General features: G+C 67.0%; 16 protein-coding genes. 3 read left to right on the top strand and 13 right to left on the bottom strand.

Annotation, left to right across the window (positions count from 1 at the left end):
• Positions 1 to 123: 123 nt before the first annotated feature.
• From fusA to AC5P57_RS15520, 7 genes are all read right to left on the bottom strand, one after another.
• Positions 124 to 2,160 (bottom strand): elongation factor G, encoded by a 2,037-nt coding sequence (gene fusA / locus AC5P57_RS15550; protein WP_262235148.1) that lies wholly within the window; start codon positions 2,158 to 2,160, stop codon positions 124 to 126.
• 428 nt (positions 2,161 to 2,588) lie between these two features.
• The gene (locus tag AC5P57_RS15545) at positions 2,589 to 3,338 is read right to left on the bottom strand and encodes a hypothetical protein (protein ID WP_495219657.1); all 750 of its coding nucleotides are present in this window, start codon (positions 3,336 to 3,338) and stop codon (positions 2,589 to 2,591) included.
• A gap of 64 nt (positions 3,339 to 3,402) precedes the next feature.
• Positions 3,403 to 4,164, bottom strand: a complete 762-nt coding sequence (locus tag AC5P57_RS15540) for a heme ABC transporter ATP-binding protein (protein ID WP_262235150.1) — start codon at positions 4,162 to 4,164, stop codon at positions 3,403 to 3,405.
• Positions 4,161 to 5,204, bottom strand: coding sequence for a FecCD family ABC transporter permease (locus tag AC5P57_RS15535; protein ID WP_014037165.1), 1,044 nt, complete (start codon positions 5,202 to 5,204; stop codon positions 4,161 to 4,163). The genes AC5P57_RS15540 and AC5P57_RS15535 overlap by 4 nt, the downstream gene beginning before the upstream one ends.
• A complete protein-coding gene (locus AC5P57_RS15530; protein WP_142805941.1) occupies positions 5,201 to 6,247 on the bottom strand; it encodes a heme/hemin ABC transporter substrate-binding protein in 1,047 nt (348 codons plus the stop codon). Before AC5P57_RS15530 ends, AC5P57_RS15535 begins: the two co-directional genes overlap by 4 nt.
• A gap of 51 nt (positions 6,248 to 6,298) precedes the next feature.
• Positions 6,299 to 7,675, bottom strand: coding sequence for a YncE family protein (locus AC5P57_RS15525; RefSeq protein WP_262235151.1), 1,377 nt, complete (start codon positions 7,673 to 7,675; stop codon positions 6,299 to 6,301).
• Positions 7,676 to 7,797: 122 nt separating this feature from the next.
• Positions 7,798 to 8,826, bottom strand: coding sequence for an alpha/beta hydrolase (locus tag AC5P57_RS15520; protein WP_099552247.1), 1,029 nt, complete (start codon positions 8,824 to 8,826; stop codon positions 7,798 to 7,800).
• Positions 8,827 to 9,105: 279 nt separating this feature from the next.
• On the opposite strand from AC5P57_RS15520, the gene AC5P57_RS15515 reads away from it, so the two are divergent.
• Positions 9,106 to 9,480, top strand: coding sequence for a hypothetical protein (locus AC5P57_RS15515; protein WP_099552248.1), 375 nt, complete (start codon positions 9,106 to 9,108; stop codon positions 9,478 to 9,480).
• Between the two features lie 72 nt (positions 9,481 to 9,552).
• Here the strand turns inward: AC5P57_RS15515 and AC5P57_RS15510 are convergent, their stop codons facing one another.
• The 5 genes from AC5P57_RS15510 to AC5P57_RS15490 form a co-directional block, all read right to left on the bottom strand.
• Entirely contained in the window at positions 9,553 to 9,942 is a 390-nt protein-coding gene (locus AC5P57_RS15510; protein ID WP_262235191.1) for a DUF805 domain-containing protein, read from the bottom strand.
• A 161-nt stretch (positions 9,943 to 10,103) separates the two neighbouring features.
• Complete coding sequence (locus AC5P57_RS15505) at positions 10,104 to 11,381, bottom strand: replication-associated recombination protein A (RefSeq protein WP_495219683.1); 1,278 nt, start codon at positions 11,379 to 11,381, stop codon at positions 10,104 to 10,106.
• 198 nt (positions 11,382 to 11,579) lie between these two features.
• Positions 11,580 to 12,218 (bottom strand): outer membrane lipoprotein periplasmic chaperone LolA, encoded by a 639-nt coding sequence (gene lolA, locus AC5P57_RS15500; protein ID WP_099552251.1) that lies wholly within the window; start codon positions 12,216 to 12,218, stop codon positions 11,580 to 11,582.
• 216 nt (positions 12,219 to 12,434) lie between these two features.
• The gene (locus AC5P57_RS15495; protein ID WP_262235152.1) at positions 12,435 to 14,366 is read right to left on the bottom strand and encodes a DUF3857 domain-containing protein; all 1,932 of its coding nucleotides are present in this window, start codon (positions 14,364 to 14,366) and stop codon (positions 12,435 to 12,437) included.
• 38 nt (positions 14,367 to 14,404) lie between these two features.
• The gene (locus AC5P57_RS15490; protein WP_262235153.1) at positions 14,405 to 16,765 is read right to left on the bottom strand and encodes a DNA translocase FtsK; all 2,361 of its coding nucleotides are present in this window, start codon (positions 16,763 to 16,765) and stop codon (positions 14,405 to 14,407) included.
• A gap of 233 nt (positions 16,766 to 16,998) precedes the next feature.
• Between AC5P57_RS15490 and trxB the strand changes: the two genes are divergently transcribed.
• Both trxB and AC5P57_RS15480 read left to right on the top strand, forming a co-directional pair.
• Positions 16,999 to 17,970, top strand: a complete 972-nt coding sequence (trxB, locus tag AC5P57_RS15485; protein WP_057501125.1) for a thioredoxin-disulfide reductase — start codon at positions 16,999 to 17,001, stop codon at positions 17,968 to 17,970.
• A 102-nt stretch (positions 17,971 to 18,072) separates the two neighbouring features.
• Positions 18,073 to 19,197 (top strand): GNAT family N-acetyltransferase, encoded by a 1,125-nt coding sequence (locus tag AC5P57_RS15480; protein WP_262235154.1) that lies wholly within the window; start codon positions 18,073 to 18,075, stop codon positions 19,195 to 19,197.
• 123 nt (positions 19,198 to 19,320) lie between these two features.
• Here AC5P57_RS15480 and AC5P57_RS15475 read toward each other — a convergent pair whose 3' ends face one another.
• On the bottom strand, positions 19,321 to 20,589 hold the full coding sequence (locus AC5P57_RS15475) for a hypothetical protein (protein WP_262235155.1): 1,269 nt from the start codon (positions 20,587 to 20,589) through the stop codon (positions 19,321 to 19,323).
• Positions 20,590 to 20,600: the final 11 nt, after the last annotated feature.

Genomic DNA, 20,600 nt, shown 5'->3' with positions numbered 1-20,600 from the left:
CCACGCATGGCGTGGATCTACTGCAGAGCTCGCGACCCGATCGCCCGGTAGATCCACGCCATGCGTGGATGCGCGCCCCGAACACAAAAAAGGGGAGCCCGCGCACGGGCTCCCCACCCTTCCTCATGCAACCCGCACCGGCTCGTAGCCGTGCAGGTGCGCCTCACTACTCGCCCGTCCCTGGCTTAGCGAACGCAGCGAGGTGGTGTAACCCACCAGCTGCGCCAGCGGCGCAAAGCCACTGACCTCGGCGCGACCTTCCTGGTCGTCGATGCGGGTGATGCGCCCGTGGCGGCGGTTGAGGTCGCCAACAACGTCACCCACCGACGCCGACGGCGAATGCACCGTCACCGCCATCACCGGCTCCAGCAGCTGCGTGCCACCCTCGGCCAGCGCCGCCTTGATCGCCTCGGCACCTGCGCGATGGAACGCCATCTCCGAAGAGTCCTTGGCATGGGTCTGGCCATCGACAAGACTGACCTCGATACCGACCACCGGATGCCCCTGCGGCCCCTCCGACAGCGCGGCACGCACGCCCTTCTCCACCGCTGCGATGAAGCTGCGCGGCACCACGCCACCGACGATGCGGTCATTGAACACCACCTGGTCGTCCTCGCGCGGCGCCACGTCCAGCACCACGTGCGCGAACTGGCCCTGGCCGCCGGTCTGCTTGACCAGCCGCCCGACCACGCCGGACATCGCGCGCATCGGTGTCTCCTGGTAGGCCACGCGCGGCGCACCCACGCCGACATCGACCTTCCACTCGCTACGCAGGCGCTCGACCATCACCTCCAGGTGCAGCTCGCCCATGCCCCAGACCAGGGTCTCCGCCGTGTCGCGGTCGGTTTCGACGCGGAACGAGGGATCTTCCTGGGCCAGGCTGGCCAGCCCCTGCGCCATCCGGATCAGGTCGGCCGCACGCGCAGGCTCCAGCCGCCAGGCCAGTACCGGCGCCTGTGCCTGGATGTTCTCCAGGCACAGCGGCTGTGCACGGCCGCTCAGCGTTTCACCACTGACCGCATCCTTCCAGCCCAGTACCGCGACGATGTCACCGGCCACGGCCTGTTCGATGTCATGGGTCTGGTCGGCCTGCACCCGCACCAGGCGGCTGACGCGCCGCCCCTGCGGATGCTGCGAACTGGCCACCGCGTCGCCCACCTTCAAGGTACCCGAGTACATCCGCACGAAGCTCAGCGCACCGTGCTGCTGATGAGTGATCTTGAACAGCAGGCCTGCCAGCGGGCCATCCGGATCCGGCGGCAGCACCACCTCGCCTTCATCGCTTTCAGCGCTGACGGCAGGGCGATCCAGCGGCGACGGCAGGTAATCGACCACTGCATCCAGCAGCGTCTCGATGCCCTTGTCCTTGAACGCAGCACCGGCCAGCACAGGTACGCCCGCACCCGCCAGCGTCGCCCGACGGATCGCCGCGCGCAGCTGCTCGGCATCGATCACGCGCCCTTCCAGCCAGGCATCGGCCAGTTGTTCATCGTGATCGGCCACGGCTTCGACCAGCGCATCGCGCTGAGCCTGCCACTGCGCGCGCGCCGCGTCGTCCCACGGGGTGATGACCGTCGCCGCACCATCGCGCCACTGCAGTACACGCTCGTCGACCAGATCGACCCAGCCGTTGAATCCGCTTTCGCTGCCCAACGGCACGCCCAGTGCCCACGGCCGCGCCCGCAGCTTGTCCTGCAGCTGCTCCAGCACGCGCTCGAACGAAGCGCCGACGCGGTCCATCTTGTTGACGAAGGCGATCAGCGGCACGCGATGGCGGCGCGCCTGGCGCCACACCGTCTCGGACTGCGGCTGCACGCCGTCCACGGCCGAGAACACGGCCACGGCACCGTCGAGCACGCGCAGTGAACGTTCGACTTCGATGGCGAAGTCGATGTGCCCGGGCGTATCGATCAGGGTCAGCCGATGCGGCGGCAGGTCACGCGGCGCCCACTGCGCCTGCACGGCGGCCGCGCCGATGGTGATGCCACGCTCGCGCTCGATCGCCGAGAAGTCGGTGGTCGCGTTGCCGTCGTGTACTTCGCCGACACGATGGATCTCGCCGCTTTTCCACAGCAGGCGTTCGGTCAACGTGGTCTTGCCGGCGTCGATGTGGGCAATGATGCCGAGGTTGCGACGGCGGGAAAGGACTTGGGTGTTCATAAAGGGATTCCTGCAAAGCCAACTCCAGGGGCCGCGCACCCCGGTTGGCGACAGGGCACGCGGCTAGCGTTCGGTCTCGGCGATCTGGTGCATGGCACGTTCTCCTTGGCGGTACTGGGTCGTGTCGACTGTCAGTCGACTTGCGGGAAATCAGAAACGAAAAGAGCGCCCCGGAGGGCGCTCTGTCGAAGGTCCAGCGATGGCCGTCTCAACGGCCTCGTGGGGCTCCAGGCAGACACGCCCGTTCCGCGCTTGCGCGGGTCAGGGTGAAAAACTTCAGGAGCGGCATCCGGTTCATGGGGCGCATTCTAGACCTGCCAATCTGGCGCGCAAGTGAATATTGAATGCAAAAATGGAACGATGAGGCCGGCCAGCATTGGGGCCGGATCCCTTTGCCAACGGCAAAGGGATCCGACGCCCTGTCTGCCTTACTTGCAGCCGTGCAGCTTCCGCGCCTCGGCCACCGTCGCAGCCTGGTCATCGCCCATCGAGATCCAGCCCTTCAGCGACATCGATGGATCGACATGCGGCTGGCGTGCGCCGCCACGGACCACGACTTCGGTCCAGCTGCCCACCGGCGCCAGCTCGGACAGGCGTGCCGCCTGGTCGTCCTCGGTGCTGAACATGTCGTCCGGTCCCGCCGGCGGCGTGGTATTCACGGTTTCCGTCTTGCGGGTTCGGACCCGGAGTGCACCGTCCGGCAGCCGCTGGGTGATCACGTCGTAGCGCTCGACGCCATATGCCCACCTGTTTTCGCCAACGCTGCGGGTCTCGCTACCGTCATCAGCCACGGCCACCACCTCGCCTGCCGGCCCGACCACGCCCGCAACAGCCCCCAGGCCTGACATCAGCGCTTGATAGACGATCATCTGCCGCTGCTCGGGGGTCAACGCTCCGGACTTCAGCTTGGCGGCAGGAATCTGCAGGTACGCCGCTTCACTGCACAGCACCAGCACCTGCTGGTCGTCCCAACTCACCGACATTTCCTCGTTGGCGAAGTACTTCGTCTTCATCGACGTCACAGCAGCACCATCGCCACTGGAATGCCGCGTCTCGATCAGCGAAGCGTTCTCGGCCGCGCTGGTCAGCGAAACCTGGGAGGTCGAAACTGCATTGGCAGCGCACACCGAAGCAATCATCGCAGCAAGCAGCACGCTGCGCGTAACGGTACGGAACATGGCATCAGTCCATTGAAGAAAACGAAGCAACCATGATACCCGGAGCAACCTGGCGAGCCTTCGCTCAGGTCACCACCACCAGCGGCACTCCGCGGCGTGGATGCTCCAGCACCACCACATCCTGCTGGTAGACCCGCTGCAGGTTGTCCTCGGTCAGCACCTGCAGCGGCGTGCCATCGGCAGCTACCCTGCCCTGCTCCAGCAACACGATGCGATCGGCATAGCCGGCCGCCAGGTTCAGATCGTGCAGTACCACAATCACACAGGCGCCCGCTTCGGCACAGGCACGCACACTGCGCAGCGTGCGCTCCTGATGGCGCAGATCCAGCGCAGCGGTCGGCTCATCCAGCAGCAGCAACGGCGTATCCTGCGCCAGCACCCGCGCGAACGTGGTGCGGGCGGACTCGCCACCGGAGAGCTGCTGCACCTCGCGCAGGCGCAGGGCCTGCAGTTCGGCGGCATCGATTGCAGCTTCCACCTGCGCGTCGTCCACACGCGGATCCGGCGGATGCGGCAACCGCCCCATCGCCACCACTTCCTCCACGCTGAAGGCGAAACGCACGCCGTGCTCCTGCGGCATCACCGCGCGCTCGCGCGCCAGCGGCCCCGCTTTGTAGCTGGCCAAGGGCTTCCCCAGCAGGCTCACCTCACCCACGTCGGCACGCAGGTCACCGGCAGCCACCGCCAACAGCGTGGATTTGCCCGCGCCATTCGGGCCAACCAGGGCGGTCACCGTGCCCGGCTCGAACGCCAGCGAAATGCCGTGCAGGATCTCGCGCTGCTGGCGGCGCACCACCACCTCATGCAGCTTCAGCAGCGCGCTCATGGTGCCGCCTTGCGGCGCTGCTGCAGCACCAGCCAGAGGAAGAACGGCGCGCCAAGCGCAGCCGAGAACAGGCCCAGCGGAATCTCCGCCGGTGGATCCAGCGTGCGGGCGGCGGTATCGGCCACCACGATCAGCAGCGCACCGAGCAGTCCGGACAACGGCAGCAGCCAGCGATGCCCGGGGCCGACCAGCAGGCGTGCCACGTGCGGCACCACCAGGCCAACGAAGCTGATCGAGCCGGCAAAGGCGACGGCCGCACCCACCAGCAGCGCACTGAACGCCACCAGTCGGCGACGCGTGCGGGTAACGTCCAGCCCAAGGTGCTGTGCCTGGCGCTCGCCCAGCGCCAGCATGTCCAGCGGCGTGGCCAGTCGCTGCAGCGCAAACACGCCAATCGCAAACAACGGCACCACCGCCGCCACATCGGCCCAGTTGGCACGCGCCAGCGAGCCCATCTGCCAGAACACCAGCGACTGCAGTTCGCTTTCGCTGGCAATGTAAGTGAGGAACCCGATCAGCGCCGAGCAGAACGCCGCCATCGCAATGCCCACCAGCAGCAGCGTGGCGTTACCGGTGCCCTTGCCCGGCCGGGCCAATGCATACGTCAGGCCGATCGCCAGCGCACCGCCGGCAAATGCGGCCACCGGCACCAGCCAGCCGGCGGCACCGGCAGCGCCCAGCACGATCGCGGCCACCGCACCCAGCGCGGCACCTTGGCTCACACCCACGATGCCCGGATCAGCCAGAGGGTTGCCGAACAGGCCCTGCAGGCTGGCACCGGCCATCGCCAGCGACGCACCCACCATCGCGCCCAACAGCGCACGCGGAATGCGCAGCTGCCAGACCACGGCCAGATCACGGCTGCTGACCGCCTGCGGATCGAGCAGGCCCAGCTTCACCGCCAGCGCCTGCATCACCTCCAGCGGCGGCAACCGCAACGGACCCACGGCGAACGACGCCAGCACCGCCCCCAGCAGTGCCAGCAACGCCACCAGCAACATCGTCCGCCCGCGACGGCGGCGCCGATCCGCCGGACTCATGCCTTCGGCAACGCCGCCAGGGCCTTGGCCAGCGCCAGCGCGCCAGCACCGGAGCCCACACTGGTGTACTTCAGCTGCACATCCGGCATCACCCAGACCCGGTTGGCCTGCCCGGCCGGGGTCTGCTTCAGCGTCGGGTACGCCTTCCACAGGCCTTCGGCACCGCCGAACAGCTGCAGGTCGTGCTCGGTCACCAGGATCACCTCCGGCGCCGCGGCGACCACGCCTTCATTGCTCAGCTGCGAGTAGTTCTTCACCCCCGCTTCGGTGCCGATGTTGACGCCACCAGCCAATGCAATCAGCTGCGCCGACGCGCTGTCGGCACCCGCAACGGTCGGTGAGCCACCGGCACCTGTTGCCGAGACGTGGATCACTCGTGGCGCATGGCCCAGCCCCTTGCCAATCGCTGCAGCCTCGTCGAGCTGACGCTGCACCTGCGTGGCAATCGCCTGCCCTGCCTCGGCCAGCCCTAGTGCGGCGGCGACCTTGCGCACCTTGTCCGGTGCCGGCTGCAGGTCATCGATGACTACCGCCGGCTCACCCACTTCGCGCAGCTTCTTTGCCAGCTCGGTATGCCGACGCAGGCTGTTGCCGAGGAACAGCGAGCCCTTCAGGCTCAGCACGCCTTCCACGCCCGTGGTGCGGTTGAACAGGAACTGGTGCGGTGCGGCCAGGCCGGCCTGGGTGGTGGTGTTGGTCGGCGCAGCGAACACCTGCTTGCCCAGCCCCAGCGCCTCGATCACCGCGATGACATCGTCACCGCCGGCAATGATGCGGCTGGTGTCGGCCACTTCGACGTCGGCGCCATCGTCGGAATGCACCTTGGCCGGCAGCACCGCCTTCTGGTCATGCACCGCCGGCATCTCGGCACCGGCCACGCGCTGCCAGCCTGCCGGCAACGCGGTTTCCGCAGCGGCCGTTGCGGCGGGCGGCTCGGCGGCCTTCTGGCCATCCGGCGGCGTCGACGAACCACTGCAGGCAGACAGCGCCAGCGAAACAGCCAACGGAAGCGCGCACAGGCGCAGACGGGACGCGATGTTCATGGACATTCTCCTTGCTGGCAGGGCGACGCGCACGCCGCCCTGCCCTGTGACTTACTGCTTCGGGGTGATGCGGGTGATGCGGTCACCCTTCGGGTCTTCTGCACCGCGCGACTTGTTCACCGCGAACACGTTGCCCTTGCCATCGGCACGGACATGGTTCGGCAGCGTGCCGCCGTCGAGGTTGGCGACCACCTTGCCGTCACCATTCACCACGGTGACGGTGCCGGCGCCGCGGTTGCTGACATAGGCCAGGCCGGAGGCATCATCGAAGGCGACGTTCAGCGCACCGGCGCCGACCGGCACATCGTGCAGCACCTTGCCGGCTGCCACATCGACGATCAGCAGGTTGTCGGTGCCCTGCGAGGCCACGTACAGGCGGTTGCGCGCCGCATCGAAGGCCACGCCGGAGGCACTGATCGAATTGCCCAGGTCGATGATCTTGTCGACCTTGCCACTGGCCACATCGATCACCGCCGCTTCCGGGGTGCCGATGCTGACGGTGAACAGCTTGCCGCCCTTCTCGTCCAGCACCAGGCTCATCGGGGTGAACTTGCCGTCGTCCACACCGGATTCCAGCGTCACTGCCGGCAGCTCCTTGAGGGTCTTGGCATCGAACACCGACAGGTGGTCCTCGCCGGTGGCCGAAGCGAACACCTTGCCGTGGGTGCCGTCGACCACCACGTCGCGCGCATGCGGCACGGCATCGACCGGGAACTGGTGGACCAGCGACAGGTCCTTCTGGCGATAGACCGCAATCGAGTTCTGGCGGGTATTGGTCACCCAGACATTGCCGTTGGTGTCATCCACGCCCACGCCATAGACCGCGTACACCGCACCGTTGGTGCTGCCCGGCACCTGCGCCGGGGTGATCGCCTTGGTCACCTTCAGCGACTTCGGGTCCAGCTTCAGCAGCTGCGACTGGGTCACCGGCGGGCGGCCCACGGCCGAGGTCACGAACACCGCGTTGCTGGCGGCGCTGTAGGCGGACTGGTACAGGCCCGGCACCAGCTTGTTGGACTGGGTAACGAACTGCGCCTGGCCGGACAGCGGCAGCTGCGGCGAGACACGCAGCTTCAGTACCGTCGCCGCTGCAGGCTGGCTGGCGCGCACCACCACCGGGTGGGTACCCGGCACCGCGTCGGCCGGAATGCTCAGCTGGGTCTTGAAGTTGCCATCGGCATCGACCACCACCGGCTGCGTGTTGAGCACGCTGTCGCCACGCAGCAGGCTGACCTTCTGGCCCGGCACGAAGCCACGACCGACCACGTCGGCAGTGCTGCCGGGAACCACATTCTCACCGCGCGAGACAACCTCACCCTTGAAGGTGGCGTTGGCCGGCTGATCGAACACCGGCTGCGCGGTGGCGGTCACCGCCAGCAACAGGCCGGCGGCGAGAGAGGTAAGACGGAGAGACGGACGGAACGACATGGAAGGCTCCTTGCACACGTAGGCCGCGCCACGTGGCGCGGGATTCATCGGTTGCCTGGGCCGCTGCACGCCGGCAGCCTCGCCTGGGTAGTGGGGTCGCACGGCATCGCGTGCGAAGGGATTCATTCGGCGGCGTTGTCACCGCCGTTGGGCGCACCGTCACCGGTACTGCGGTCGGTCACGCCGTACAGTTCATGCAGCGCGGCATGGAACGACGCGGGCAGCATCGGGCCGTGGCCGAGGCCGTCGAACTCACGGTACTGCACGCTCATGCCCGGCACCTTGGCCAACCGTTCTGACAACTGCATCGCCGCATCCGGCGTGGCGCCACCGATGCGGCGCAGATGCGCGACCACGCGCGGATTGTTCATGTCACGCTTGCCACGATCGCCAACACGCTCGGCACCGCCCAGCATCAACCAGAGCTTTGCCGGCTGGCCATGCACGTTCTGCACGAACTGCTGTTCCGGATCACCCAGCGCCGCGCCCTGGCTCCACCACAGCGAGGGACTGGCCGCCAGATAGGACTGGAAGGCGGCGGGACGGGTGTACAGCGCATTGAGCACGAACAACCCACCCAGCGAGTGGCCCCACAGCGCTTGCTGCTGCGCATCGATGCGTGCGCGGCGCTCGACTTCCGGCTTGATGCGACGTTCGATCACATCCAGGAAGGCCGCCGCACCACCGCCGACCGCCTGGGTCGTACCGCTTTCGTCGTCGGCGCGATCGATCCATGCGGTGTAGTCGCGGGTGCGCGCCTTGGAGTCGATGCGCAGGTCGTTGTCGTAGCCGATCAGCACCAGCACCGGTGGCGCCTTGCGCGCGGCCAGTTCGGCCAGCAGCGGCTGGTCCAGGACCATGGCGACGGCGTTCCCGTCCAGCGCGTACAGCACTGGGGAGGGCGTCTTGCCCGCCTTGGCCGGGATTGCCAGGTTCACCCGCCAACGGCGCTGCTGGTCCGGGCTGTCCACCACGAAATGCTCGAAGCGATAGCTGGCCGCCGGCTCGTCGAGCACGGTGTGGCCAATCTTCTGCAGCGGATTGCGCTGCTGCGCATGGGCGTACGGGGTGGCCAGGAGCAGACCCATCATCAAGGCGGCCAGTCCGCGGGCCAGCGGACCACGGTGCGAGGGCAGGACGAAATGCTTCATCGGCGACGGCAGGAGCGGCCCGCGGCCGCCGGTTCACAAGGGACCGCAGTCTACCTTAAACGCGAATGATTATCACATCGATCGAACGTCACGCTGTGTATCACGCGCGCGCATGCCCGGTTGCACAGGAGGCGGCACTTCCCCTATTTTCCGCGCACCGGGGCATTGGATCGCCCCGCTTCCAGCGCAGCCATGGACGGCGGGCACTTGCCGCCATCCGGGTCGCGTTCATCTGCGCACAACCGCCATGGGATTGGATCCCATGAATGTGAGACCCCCTTGAAGCACACCGCACTGATCGCCCTTACCCTCGGCCTGCTTGCGCCGTTGGCCGCGCACGCCGCGCAGGATCTGCCTACGCTCTACCAGGCCTATGAAGAGGCCGGCAATTCGACCCTGAGCATGGAAGAGCTCAACCAGACGGTGACCTTCACCGCTGTGGCGCTCGGCGTTTCCAGCAACCTGGCTGGCGAACCGCTCATTGAGGCCGGCGATGACCAGGGCAATGTTCTGGCCCGATTGACCACCTCTGACGACCAGCAGGCCGCCAAGCTGGGCGCCCTGGAAGAAGGCGCCCTCTTCACCGCCAGCTGCACGCTGCAGTTCAGCTCGGGCACGGACTACCTGTCCTTCGGCGATTGCGCCGTCAAGTAAACACGAAGCCGGCAAAATGCCGGCTTCATTTACCCGCCCTGCTGAGTCGAGCCATGCTCGACTCATGCAGCATCACGGCCCCGCAGGCACCGGACCGTATGCGTTCTCCTGCGGCGTGCCCGGCAGCAGCGAGAAGATCATGATCACGATTCCGCCGCCTGGCACCAGCGCCAGCAGGAACAGCCAGCCCGACTGGTTGCAATCATGCAGGCGGCGTACGGTCACCGCGATCAGCGGCACGATCGTGACCAGCCACATCACACACAGCAGCACCACCATGCCGATCAGGATGGCGGCCAGTGCATCGGCACTGTTGCGCAGGAGGATCGCCAGCACGCCGGCCAGCAGCATCACTGCCGTTGCGACCAGGAACAGGAACAGCTGGTACATCCAGTATTCGCGGCGGTTGGCGCGGCCCTCGAACTGGGCATAGCGCTTCAACGGCAGAATCATTTCCTGCACGGCATCGATCCTTGAAAAAGTAGCCGCGCAGTGTGCCAAATGCACGCGCCGGGAACAATGTTGCCACTGTAGAGTCGAGCCATGCTCGACTGCCTTACCGAATGTGCCAACAACCCGGCCAAGAGCGAAGTCGAGCATGACTCGACGCTACACAAGCGGGGTCAGCGACCCTTTGCTGCCCGAGCTGCCTCACGCTCCGCGCGCAGCCGATCCAGCTTTTCCTTCAGCTTGATCTCCAGGCCGCGCGGCACCGGGTTGTAGTACACCCGCTCGCCCATCGCATCCGGGAAGCCGGTCTGGTCCAGCGCGATGCCGCCTTCGGCGTCATGGTCGTACTGGTACTCGGCGCCGTAGCCGAGCTCCTTCATCAGCTTGGTCGGCGCATTGCGCAGGTGCAGCGGCACCTCTTCGGTACCGCTCTCGCGCACGTCGGCCTTGGCCTGGTTGAAGGCCGCATAGCCGGCATTCGACTTGGCGGTGCTGGCCAGGTACAGCACCAGCTGGGCGAAGGCGAGCTCGCCTTCCGGGCTGCCCAGCCGCTCATAGATGTCCCAGGCTTCCAGCGCCATGCTCTGCGCGCGCGGATCGGCCAGGCCGATGTCCTCGATCGCCATGCGGGTCAGCCGACGCGCCAGATAGGAGGGATCGCAGCCACCATCGAGCATGCCGGTCAGCCAGTACAGCGCGGCATCCGGGTTGGAGCTGCGTACCGACTTGTGCAGCGCCGAGATCTGGTCGTAGAACTGCTCGCCCCCTTTGTCGAAGCGGCGGGTGCGATCGGCCAGCACCTGGGTCAAGGTCTGCGGGGTGATGCGGCCACCCTCGCCGCCTGCCAGCTCGGCGGCGATCTCCAGCAGAGTCAGTGCACGGCGCACGTCACCATCGGCGGCGGTGGCGATTTCCAGCAGCAGTTCGGGCGCGACCTCGATGCCCTCTTCGCCCAGGCCGCGCTCGCGATCACCCAGCGCACGCTCCAGCGCCTCGACGATGTCGGTCGGCGAAACGCCTTCGAGCACGTGCACGCGGCACCGCGACAGCAGCGCCGAGTTCAGCTCGAAGGACGGGTTTTCGGTGGTGGCGCCGACGAACAGGATGGTGCCGCGTTCGATGTGCGGCAGGAACGCATCCTGCTGCGCCTTGTTGAAGCGGTGCACCTCATCGACGAACAACACGGTGCGCCGGCCTTCGGCGAAGCGCTGCGCGGCTTCGGCCAGCACCTGGCGCACTTCCGGCAGACCGGACAGTACGGCGGAGATGGCGCGGAATTCGGCATCGGAATATTCGGCCAGCAACAGCGCCAGCGTGGTCTTGCCGCAGCCCGGCGGCCCCCACAGGATCATCGAGTGCACGCGACCGGATTCGACCGCGCGGCGGAGCGCGCTGTCCGGCGCCAGCAGGCGCTTCTGCCCGACCATTTCGTCGAGGGTGCGCGGGCGCATGCGCTCGGCCAGCGGGCGCAGATGTTCCCGATCGACGCTCAGCAGATCGGGGCCGGGGAAGGAAGTGGAGCGATGTCTTGGCACGCGGTCATTGTACCGCGCCGGGTGATCACGATTCCTGTAGTGCCGGCCGCTGGCCGGCAGATCAATAGCGTGTCAACCAAGGTTGACACCCACCAAAGCTCTTTCCCCCAGAGATCAATTACCGATGACGTCGGTGCCCTTCGGCGGGGTGAAGCTGAAGGTGCCCGCGGCGAAGCCGGGGTTGCGCTTCCAGCCGCTGAAGCTGATCACGGTGCGCTGGCCGACGGCGTCGGTGATCTCCATCCTGGCCAGGCCCTGGGCATTGAAGCCCAGCGCGGCGTACTGGAAGCTGGCTTCGGTTTCGCGCTTCGGCGACAGCGACAGCCACTGCAGGCCGTCACGCTGTGCGGCTTCTTCGCTGACGTCGTACTGCTGCTCCAGCAGCGCCGGATTGATCAGTGCGGTCAGCGGGCTGTTCTGCTCTTCCTTGCCCTGCTCGCGCACGGTGGCCTGCTCCAGGTCCGGTTCGTACATCCAGACCTTCTTGCCGTCAGCCACGATCAGCTGCTCGTGCGGGCGCACGTACTCCCAGCGGAACAGGCGCGGCGCCGACAGCGCCACGCGGCCACTGGTCGATTCCTTCACCTTGCCGCGGCTGTCGAACACCTGCTGGCTGAACTGGCCATCCAGGCCCTTCAGGCCACTGGTGAAGGTCTTCAGGTCATCGCGGGCACCGGCCCAGGCGCTGCCGGCGGCGGCGCAGGCCACGGCCAGGGTGGTGGTGGCAAGGAAACGGCGAAGGCGGACGTTCATGCGGAGATCCTGTCGGCACGCAGGCCAGGAAAGTTGGATACGAGTGTGCCCGGAACAAGCTGAATGGGCGATCAGGGCGTCATTATGACGCCCCGATCGTCGAACGGCGATGCACGCACGAGGACGATTTCATCCACGCGTGGCGTGGTACTACTGCCACCCAGTAGTGCCGGGCCATGCCCGCCAGGCGTTGCGCCATCCATGCGCGGCGTGGATCTACTTCAGCTTGCCGTACAGCACCTGGCCGCGGAAGCCGCGCCGCACTTCGCGGTACAGCGCGCGGAACGCGGCGTAGTCCTGCGGCTGGCACAACGCCTCCGGCCCACGCACCGCGTTCTGCTGCAGGCGATGATGCACGGTCACCTCCTGCCCTTCGCGACTCCACTCCACCCGGTACTCGCCGGCGGCGTTGGCAAAGCGCTGGCTGGCCGGGACCGCGATGATCGGTGCGTTGGCCGGGAACTGCAGGCGATAGGTTTCCTCGCGCAGACTGGCATTGCAGTAGAACGGGGTCTCGTTGGCCGGCGCCGAGGCGGTGGCATACAGCCCACGCACCGACTCACCACCCGGCGGGTCCGGCACGGCCATGCCGCCGGCCACGCTGAAATCGGCGTAGTCCTCGGCCTGGAACCCCATGCGATAACCGAACGGCCGGGTCAGGTCGACCGGCACGCCCTGGATCTGCAGCTGCCCTCGCCCGTCGAAACCGGAGGCAGCCATGATCTGCTCTTCAGCGCGCGCGCGGTTCTGCGCGTTGAGCTGGGAGAACTGGGCGCGCATGCCGATCTCGGCGTTCTCGCCCAGTTTCGGAATGGTCTCGCCGCGCAGGTTGCCGTTGGCGTCGAAGGTGAAGCGCACCTCCATCGAGGTGGCATTGCGCTCCGGCGTGTTGGCCGGGGTGCGCGCCAGCGTGGCATCGCGCGTCCGCATCACCGGCGCACCCAGATCCCCTTCCGGCAGCTGTCCGAAACGCGCCCACGCGGTGGTCGAATCCAGGTACAGATCAAATTCGGGAATGTAGGTGATGGCGTGGTTGAAGCGACCCAGCACCGGGATCTTCGGCAGGGTCGGACCGCCGCCGGCACCAATCAGCACCGGGGAACTGGCAATGCCCTTGGCCGCCAGCAGCGCCTCCAGGATCGTCACATGGTCCTTGCAGTCGCCATAGTGGTTGTCGAGGATGCTCTGCGCACTGTTCGGCTCCAGGCCGCCATTGCCCAGATACACGGCCACGTAGCGGATGTTCTGCGCCACCCAGCGGTAGAGCGCATCGGCCTGCTCGCGCCGGTCGCTGATGCCAGCAGTGATCTCATCAGCCAGCGCCTGCAGCGCCGGGGTCACCTCGGCCGCCGGGCCGGCCTTGAGCTGGTAGGCGCGACCCATCTGCGACCAGTCACGATACGTGCTGGCCATGATGTTGGGGCCGAACTCCCAGCCCGCCGCCGACCAGTTCTGTGCCGGCATGGCTTCGCGCCGCTGGTAGCGCCAGCGCCACTGCGCCTGTCCGTTCTTCACCGTCGGCCGGTCGCTGCCCTGTACGCCGCGACTGTCGACGAACATCGGCAGGGTGGCCGGCGCGCTGAGGGTGACCTCGGCGTCCTCGTACTCGGTGAAGACATTGAACGTCTCCCACAGGCCGAAGTAGCCCGGGAAGTACGGCGTGGCCTGGGTGCGACGCACCTGATAGTACAGGCGCGTGCCCGGGGCCAGGTTCGGGAACACGATCACCCGCACCTTGCGATCGGCATACATCGCCGCCGAGGCGCTGGAGTAGCTCTCCTGGGTGTAGATGCGGTCGGCCGGCACGTCGCGGCGCTGGCCGTCGGCGGTGATGGTGTAGGCGCCGAGCACTTCCAGCGTCTCCATCTTCTCGCTGTAGCTCAGCCGCACCTGGCTGAACTGCTCGACGGAGGCCTTGGTCTTGAGCAGGACTTCGTAGGTTTCGGTCTGCACATTGCCCGCGTCCGGCCGCACCTGGTAGTCGGCGCGGTAACGGACAATGCTGAAATTGTTGCTGGCTTCGGTATCGCCGCTGGTGGAAGGCGGCGCCGTGGCGGGCGCGGAGGTGGCGGTGTCTGCCAGTGCCGGGCCGGCAGCCATCAAGGCTGCCAGCGCCAGTGCCAGCGCGCTGGGTACGGGGTGAAGCATGCGTCGGTTCCTTGGACGTCGTGGGGGTACGTCGGGTCTTACTTGGGCGGCGGCGGTGCTAGCACTGTGCGGTCGCCATTGTGTTCGGGCGCACTGACCACGCCGGCCGCTTCCATGGCCTCGATCAGTCGCGCCGCGCGGTTGTAGCCGATCTTCAGCCGGCGCTGCACGCCGGAGATCGAAGCACGGCGGGTCTCGGTGACCACCCGCAGCGCTTCGTCATACAGCGGGTCGGACTCGTCGCCGGCAGAACTGTTCTCGGGCAGGCCGGTGGCGCCGACGACCACGCCGTCACCCATCGTCTGCACTTCGTCCAGCACGCCGTCGACATAGTCGGCCGGGCCCATCGCCTTGAGGTGTTCGACCACGCGGTGCACTTCCTCGTCGGAGACGAAGGCGCCGTGGACGCGCTCAGGCATGGCCGTACCCGGCGGCAGGTACAGCATGTCGCCATGGCCGAGCAGGGTTTCCGCGCCGGACTGGTCGAGGATGGTGCGCGAGTCGATCTTGGAGCTGACCTGGAAGGCGATGCGGGTCGGGATGTTGGCCTTGATCAGGCCGGTGATCACGTCCACCGACGGGCGCTGCGTGGCCAGGATCAGGTGGATGCCGGCCGCACGTGCCTTCTGTGCCAGGCGCGCGATCAGCTCTTCCACCTTCTTGCCGACGATCATCATCATGTCGGCGAATTCGTCGATGAAGATGACGATGAACGGCAGCGTCTCCAGCGGGCGCGGCGCCTCGCCCAGCTCGGGGTTCGGCTTGAACAGCGGGTCCATCAGCGGCTGGCCGGCGTCCTGGGCTTCCTTCACCTTCTTGTTGAAGCCGGCCAGGTTGCGCACGCCCACCGCGCTCATCAGCTTGTAGCGGCGCTCCATCTCGGCCACGCACCAGCGCAGGCCGTTGGCGGCCTCCTTCATGTCGGTGACCACCGGCGCCAGCAGGTGCGGAATGCCCTGGTAGACGCTCAGTTCGAGCATCTTCGGGTCGATCATCAGCATCCGCAGGTCTTTCGGCGAGGCCTTGAACAGCAGGCTCAGCACCATGGCGTTGACCGCCACCGACTTGCCCGAACCGGTGGTACCAGCCACCAGCAGGTGCGGCATGCGCGCCAGGTCGGCCACGGTCGAGCGGCCCGCGATGTCCTTGCCCAGCGCCAGGGTCAGCACGCTGGCCGACTTGTCGTACTCCTTCGAACGCAGCAACTCGGAGAGATAGATCATCTCGCGGGTGACGTTGGGGATTTCCAGGCCGATCACCGACTTGCCCGGAATGACGTCCACCACGCGCACCGACTTCACCGACAGGCCGCGCGCGATGTCCTTGTCCAGCGAACTGATCTGGCTGACCTTGATGCCCGGCGCAGGCTCGATCTCGAAGCGGGTGATGACCGGGCCGGGGTTGGCACCAACCACCTGGGCGTCAATGCGGAAATCTTTCAGCTTGAACTCGATCTGTCGCGACAGCGCGTCCAGCGTGTCCTTGTCATAGCCCACCGGCTGCGGCTTGGGGTCATCCAGCAGGGCCAGCGGCGGCAGGTCCGAGCCATCGCCGTTGACGCCACGGAACATCGGGATCTGCGTGTCACGCTTGGCCCGGTCACTCTTCTCGATCACCGGCTCCGGGCGCGGCTCGATCTTCACCGGCTCGCGCTTGGCGCGCACTTCGGCGTCGGCCTTGCGCACTTCCTGGCGCTCCTCGCGCATCACCCGCGTCTGCTGCCACTCGGTGACTTCTTCCTTCTTGCGCGCCAGCAACGGCGCCAGCGACATCACCCCACGGCCGATCTTCTCCATCACCGTGAACCAGGACAGCCCGGTGGCCAGGGTGATCGAAGCCAGCAGCAGCACCAGCACGAACAGGTTCGCGCCCAGCGCGCCGAAGCCCACCGTGAGCGAGTTGCCGACCAGCTTGCCGAGGATGCCGCCGGCACTGGAGACATCGCCACTGAACAGGCGCACGTGCAGGAAGCCGGTGCCGGCGATCAGGAAGCCGACCAGGCCGACCAGGCGCAGCGCCGGGTCCAGGTCGTTCTCGCCCTTGCTCTCGCGCTTGAGCCCGAACATCGCGATCCACGCCAGCGCGCCCAGTACCACGGGCAGCAGGAAGGCGATGTAGCCGAACAACTGCAGCAGCACGTCGGCGATCCAGGCCCCGGCGCGGCCGCCAAGGTTGTGCACCGGCGCGACCACGCTGCCGGTATGCGACCAACCCGGATCAGTGGCTGAATAGGTGAGAAGACTGGCCGCCAGGTACAGCAGGGCCGGCGCGATGGCGATCAGGCCCAGATCGCGCCAGAGGCGCTGGCGGCGTGGATTGTCGGTCGTCGCCGCCGCAGCCGTGCGACGTGACGCCTTGCTGTCGTCGGACTTGGAGCGTTCGGGGACCTGCTTCGCCACCTTAGACCATACCTTTGGAATGCGCTGTTAGTGATTGATAATAAATGAGACGGCGTCAGTTTTCAGTTATGCGACATCTGACAGGGCCTGCGGAGGGCCGGAACCACCGCTGGATGACGGCGTTCTGTTCATCGGCTTGAATCGCCCTGCCCCAGCCGCCACTCTATGACCTGCCACGGATGCTGCGCAAACATCGCCAGCGCCTTGTCCCATCTACCTTTTCGCGAGTTTACATGAGCACCAGCCTGCCCTCCCGCCACCAGCGCCTCGTCATCCTCGGTTCCGGCCCGGCCGGTTGGACCGCCGCCGTCTACGCCGCCCGCGCCAACCTGAAGCCGGTCGTCATCACCGGCCTGCAGCAGGGTGGCCAGCTGATGACCACCACCGAGGTGGACAACTGGCCGGGCGACGCCCACGGCCTGATGGGCCCGGACCTGATGGCGCGCATGCAGGCCCATGCCGAGCGCTTCGAGACCGAGGTCATCTTCGACCACATCCACACCGCCGATCTGTCGCAGCGCCCGTTCAAGCTGATCGGCGACAGCCACGAGTACACCTGCGACGCGCTGATCATCTCCACCGGCGCCACCGCCAAGTACCTGGGCATCCCGACCGAGGACGAGTTCAAGGGCCGCGGCGTGTCCGCCTGTGCCACCTGTGACGGCTTCTTCTACCGCGACCAGGACGTGGTCGTGGTCGGTGGCGGCAACACCGCCGTGGAAGAGGCCCTGTACCTGTCCAACATCGCCCGCAAGGTCTACCTGGTCCACCGCCGCGACACCCTGAAGGCGGAAAAGATCATGCAGGACAAGCTGTTCAAGAAGGTGGCCGAAGGCAAGATCGAGACCGTCTGGCACCACCAGGTGGAGGAAGTGCTGGGCAACGACGCCGGCGTGACCGGCGTGCGCGTGAAGTCCACCCTGGACGGCAGCACCCGCGACATCGACGCCCACGGTTTCTTCGTGGCCATCGGCCACCACCCGAACACCACCCTGTTCGACGGCCAGCTGGCGATGAACAACGGCTACCTGGAAATCCGCTCGGGCCTGGGCGGCAATGCCACCCAGACCTCGGTGGAAGGCGTGTTCGCCGCAGGCGACGTGGCCGACCAGCACTACCGCCAGGCGATCACTTCGGCTGGCTTCGGCTGCATGGCCGCCCTGGACGCCGAGCGCTACCTGGACGCACAGGGCAAGGCCAGCTGAGAGGCTGACCCGCTTCTGCAGGGTCGAGCCACGCTCGACTCCGGATGAAAGGCCGACGCCAGTGCGTCGGCCTTTCTGTTTCATCTGCCCTATCCTTTCCCCATGCCTTCCCCCCGCTTCCTCGATTCCCTGCAGTCCATTGCCGCGACCGACTGGGACGCCCTGCACGATGGTCAGAACCCCTTCGTCAGCCACGCCTTCCTCTCAGGCCTTGAACAGCACGGCTGCCTGCGCGAGGACTGGGGCTGGCAACCCCGGCACTTCACGCTCTGGGAAGGCGACACCCTGGTCGGCGCCATTCCGGGATACCTGAAGACCAATTCGCACGGCGAATTCGTGTTCGACCATGCCTGGGCCAACGCCTATGCCCGCCATGGCCGCGACTACTACCCGAAATGGCTCGGCGCGGTGCCGTACTCGCCGGTCACCGGGCCGCGGCTGCTGGCCCGTCACGATTCAGAGCGCGCCGCGCTGCTGTCGGCATTGCGAGAGGCACTGCCCGCGCTGGACGTATCCTCGGCCCATATCAACTTCCACACCGCAATAGACGAGGCGCTGTTCGGCGACGACTGGCTGCTGCGCGAGGACGTGCAGTTCCAGTGGCAGAACCCTGGCGACTGGGCCACGTTCGAGCAGTTCCTCGGCGCGATGAACCACAAGCACCGCAAGAACATCCGCCAGGAACGGGCCAAGGTCACCCGTCAGGGCATTACCTTCCGCGTGGTGCACGGCGATGAAGCCAGCCGCGCAGACCTGCAGGCGATGTATCGCTTCTATCTGCAGACGTTCCTCGAGTACGGCAACGCCCCGGCGCTGACCGAGGCCTTTCTGCGCCACCTGGCCATTTCATTGGGCCGCGGGCTGGTGCTGTTCCTGGCCGAACAGGACGGCGAGCCGATTGCCGGCGCGCTGTGCCTGCGCGGTGGCGACACGCTGTATGGCCGCTACTGGGGTGGCGCCACCCTGCCCGGCCTGCACTTCGAGGCCTGCTACTACCAGGGTATCGAATACTGCCTGCACGAAGGGCTGACCCGTTTCGAACCGGGTGCACAGGGCGAGCACAAGCTGGCGCGGGGTTTCCTGCCGACGCTGGTGCGCAGCCGGCACTGGGTGGCTGATGCGGATTTCGCAGAAGCACTGCAGGACTGGTGCCGACAGGAGCGACGCGATGTGCGGCGCTACCAGCAGCAGCTGCAGGGACATGGGCCGTTCCGCGCAGAGCCGTAGAGTCGAGCTTGCTCGACTGGCGCGGTGCCGAAAAGCGCGCCAACCAAGGTTGGCCCCTACCAGGGCAATGAGGCCTGCCAACCAAGGTTGGCATCTACCAGAGCGCTGGCGAGGACGCTGTGCTCAGGTGCACTGCCAGAAATGCCCACTCACCCGGCACTTCGCGCACCAGAACGTGTAGAGCATGCCGCCACTGCCCCACAGCAGCGTGCCTTCAGTCGTGGTCGGCAGCGTCGAGTCCAGCTGCATCACGAAGGGCATCTCCTCACCGCAATCGATGCACGCCGGATACCAGGCACTCTGCACCCAGCTGGGCGCGCCGCCCACGCGCGACAGGTTCTGCCGATGGTTGGACTGGCCCCAGTCCTGCTGCTGCCAACGCGCACTGTCCATGGCGGCCAGACCCACCTCGGCACGCAACAGGTCGCCGCTGTCGGTCGGCGCGGCCGGCACCTCCAGACGCTGGCTGGGGTGGCAGCTGGGCAGGCCGATGGCATCGTGGCGATAGAAGCGCACGGGCGGGTCTTCCCAGCCGCAGCAGTCCAGGCAGAGGCCCAGCGTGATCTCGCCCGCCGCACCCGGCTGCAGCGCGGCAGCGTCGGTTCTCAGCAGGCGCTGCAGCGGTGCATGGCAGCTGCCACACAACGCTTCCAGCTGCCCTCCCATGTGTCCAGCATGGCGCACCTGCCCACCACTCCAGGTCGGATGCAGGCGCCAGATGCGCTTGCGCCAGCTCGGCTCGTCCGCCTGCTGCGCACGATGCTGCTCACGGCCGAAGCGGATGTGCAGCGGCTGCTCGTCATGCAGGTGTCGCGGCTGCGGCCCGTCGGCGACGCCGGCCCAGTGCGCCCAGACCTCGGCATCCAGCCGCCCCCAGTCGACCACGTAGCCGCGGGCAACGGCGTAGGTCTCAGGCAGGGCGGCAAGCAGCAGCGCCCTGGCCCGCGCCATTTCGCGATCATCATCGGCTTCGGCCAGAATCTGCGCCCACTGCGCGGCAGTGGCGGACGGCAGGCCCTGCCATACCTGCGAAGCCAGCTGCAGCTCATCTTCAATGGCCACCGCCAGCAACGCCTCCCGGTCCTCCTGCAGCACCCGCGGCGCCTGGTAGCTGGCGAACTCCACTACGCTGGCCAGCAGTTCACCGCGCTCGCCGTCGCGATAGCGGCGCCAGGCCTCGGCGCAGACCGGCTCGACAGCTTCATCGGGCAGCAGGTCCAACGCCATGTCGAGAAAGGCCGAGCCGGGTGAACGCCGGGCAAGGGCCAGCAGCATCAGCGCACCGAGCTGGACCGGCTGCTCAGTCGCCAGCACCAGCAGCATGTTCTGGCTGTCGTTGCGGGTGCGCGGGGTGTCGTGCACATCGAGGATGGCAGTGATCGACTCACTCATGCGGGGCTCCT

It is taken from the genome of Stenotrophomonas sp. YJH_SMC_79, from assembly GCF_059367995.1.
Note: the sequence above shows the minus strand (reverse complement) of the source record. Positions and strands in the feature narration are given on the sequence as shown.

What these genes read in the sequence shown, in the direction of transcription:
- fusA (WP_262235148.1), bottom strand. Translation starts at nt 2,160, where the DNA reads ATGAACACCCAAGTCCTTTCCCGCCGTCGCAACCTCGGCATCATTGCC.
- AC5P57_RS15545 (WP_495219657.1), bottom strand. Translation starts at nt 3,338, where the DNA reads ATGTTCCGTACCGTTACGCGCAGCGTGCTGCTTGCTGCGATGATTGCT.
- AC5P57_RS15540 (WP_262235150.1), bottom strand. Translation starts at nt 4,164, where the DNA reads ATGAGCGCGCTGCTGAAGCTGCATGAGGTGGTGGTGCGCCGCCAGCAG.
- AC5P57_RS15535 (WP_014037165.1), bottom strand. Translation starts at nt 5,204, where the DNA reads ATGAGTCCGGCGGATCGGCGCCGCCGTCGCGGGCGGACGATGTTGCTG.
- AC5P57_RS15530 (WP_142805941.1), bottom strand. Translation starts at nt 6,247, where the DNA reads ATGAACATCGCGTCCCGTCTGCGCCTGTGCGCGCTTCCGTTGGCTGTT.
- AC5P57_RS15525 (WP_262235151.1), bottom strand. Translation starts at nt 7,675, where the DNA reads ATGTCGTTCCGTCCGTCTCTCCGTCTTACCTCTCTCGCCGCCGGCCTG.
- AC5P57_RS15520 (WP_099552247.1), bottom strand. Translation starts at nt 8,826, where the DNA reads ATGAAGCATTTCGTCCTGCCCTCGCACCGTGGTCCGCTGGCCCGCGGA.
- AC5P57_RS15505 (WP_495219683.1), bottom strand. Translation starts at nt 11,381, where the DNA reads ATGCGCCCGCGCACCCTCGACGAAATGGTCGGGCAGAAGCGCCTGCTG.
- lolA (WP_099552251.1), bottom strand. Translation starts at nt 12,218, where the DNA reads ATGAACGTCCGCCTTCGCCGTTTCCTTGCCACCACCACCCTGGCCGTG.
- AC5P57_RS15495 (WP_262235152.1), bottom strand. Translation starts at nt 14,366, where the DNA reads ATGCTTCACCCCGTACCCAGCGCGCTGGCACTGGCGCTGGCAGCCTTG.
- trxB (WP_057501125.1), top strand. Translation starts at nt 16,999, where the DNA reads ATGAGCACCAGCCTGCCCTCCCGCCACCAGCGCCTCGTCATCCTCGGT.
- AC5P57_RS15480 (WP_262235154.1), top strand. Translation starts at nt 18,073, where the DNA reads ATGCCTTCCCCCCGCTTCCTCGATTCCCTGCAGTCCATTGCCGCGACC.
- AC5P57_RS15475 (WP_262235155.1), bottom strand. Translation starts at nt 20,589, where the DNA reads ATGAGTGAGTCGATCACTGCCATCCTCGATGTGCACGACACCCCGCGC.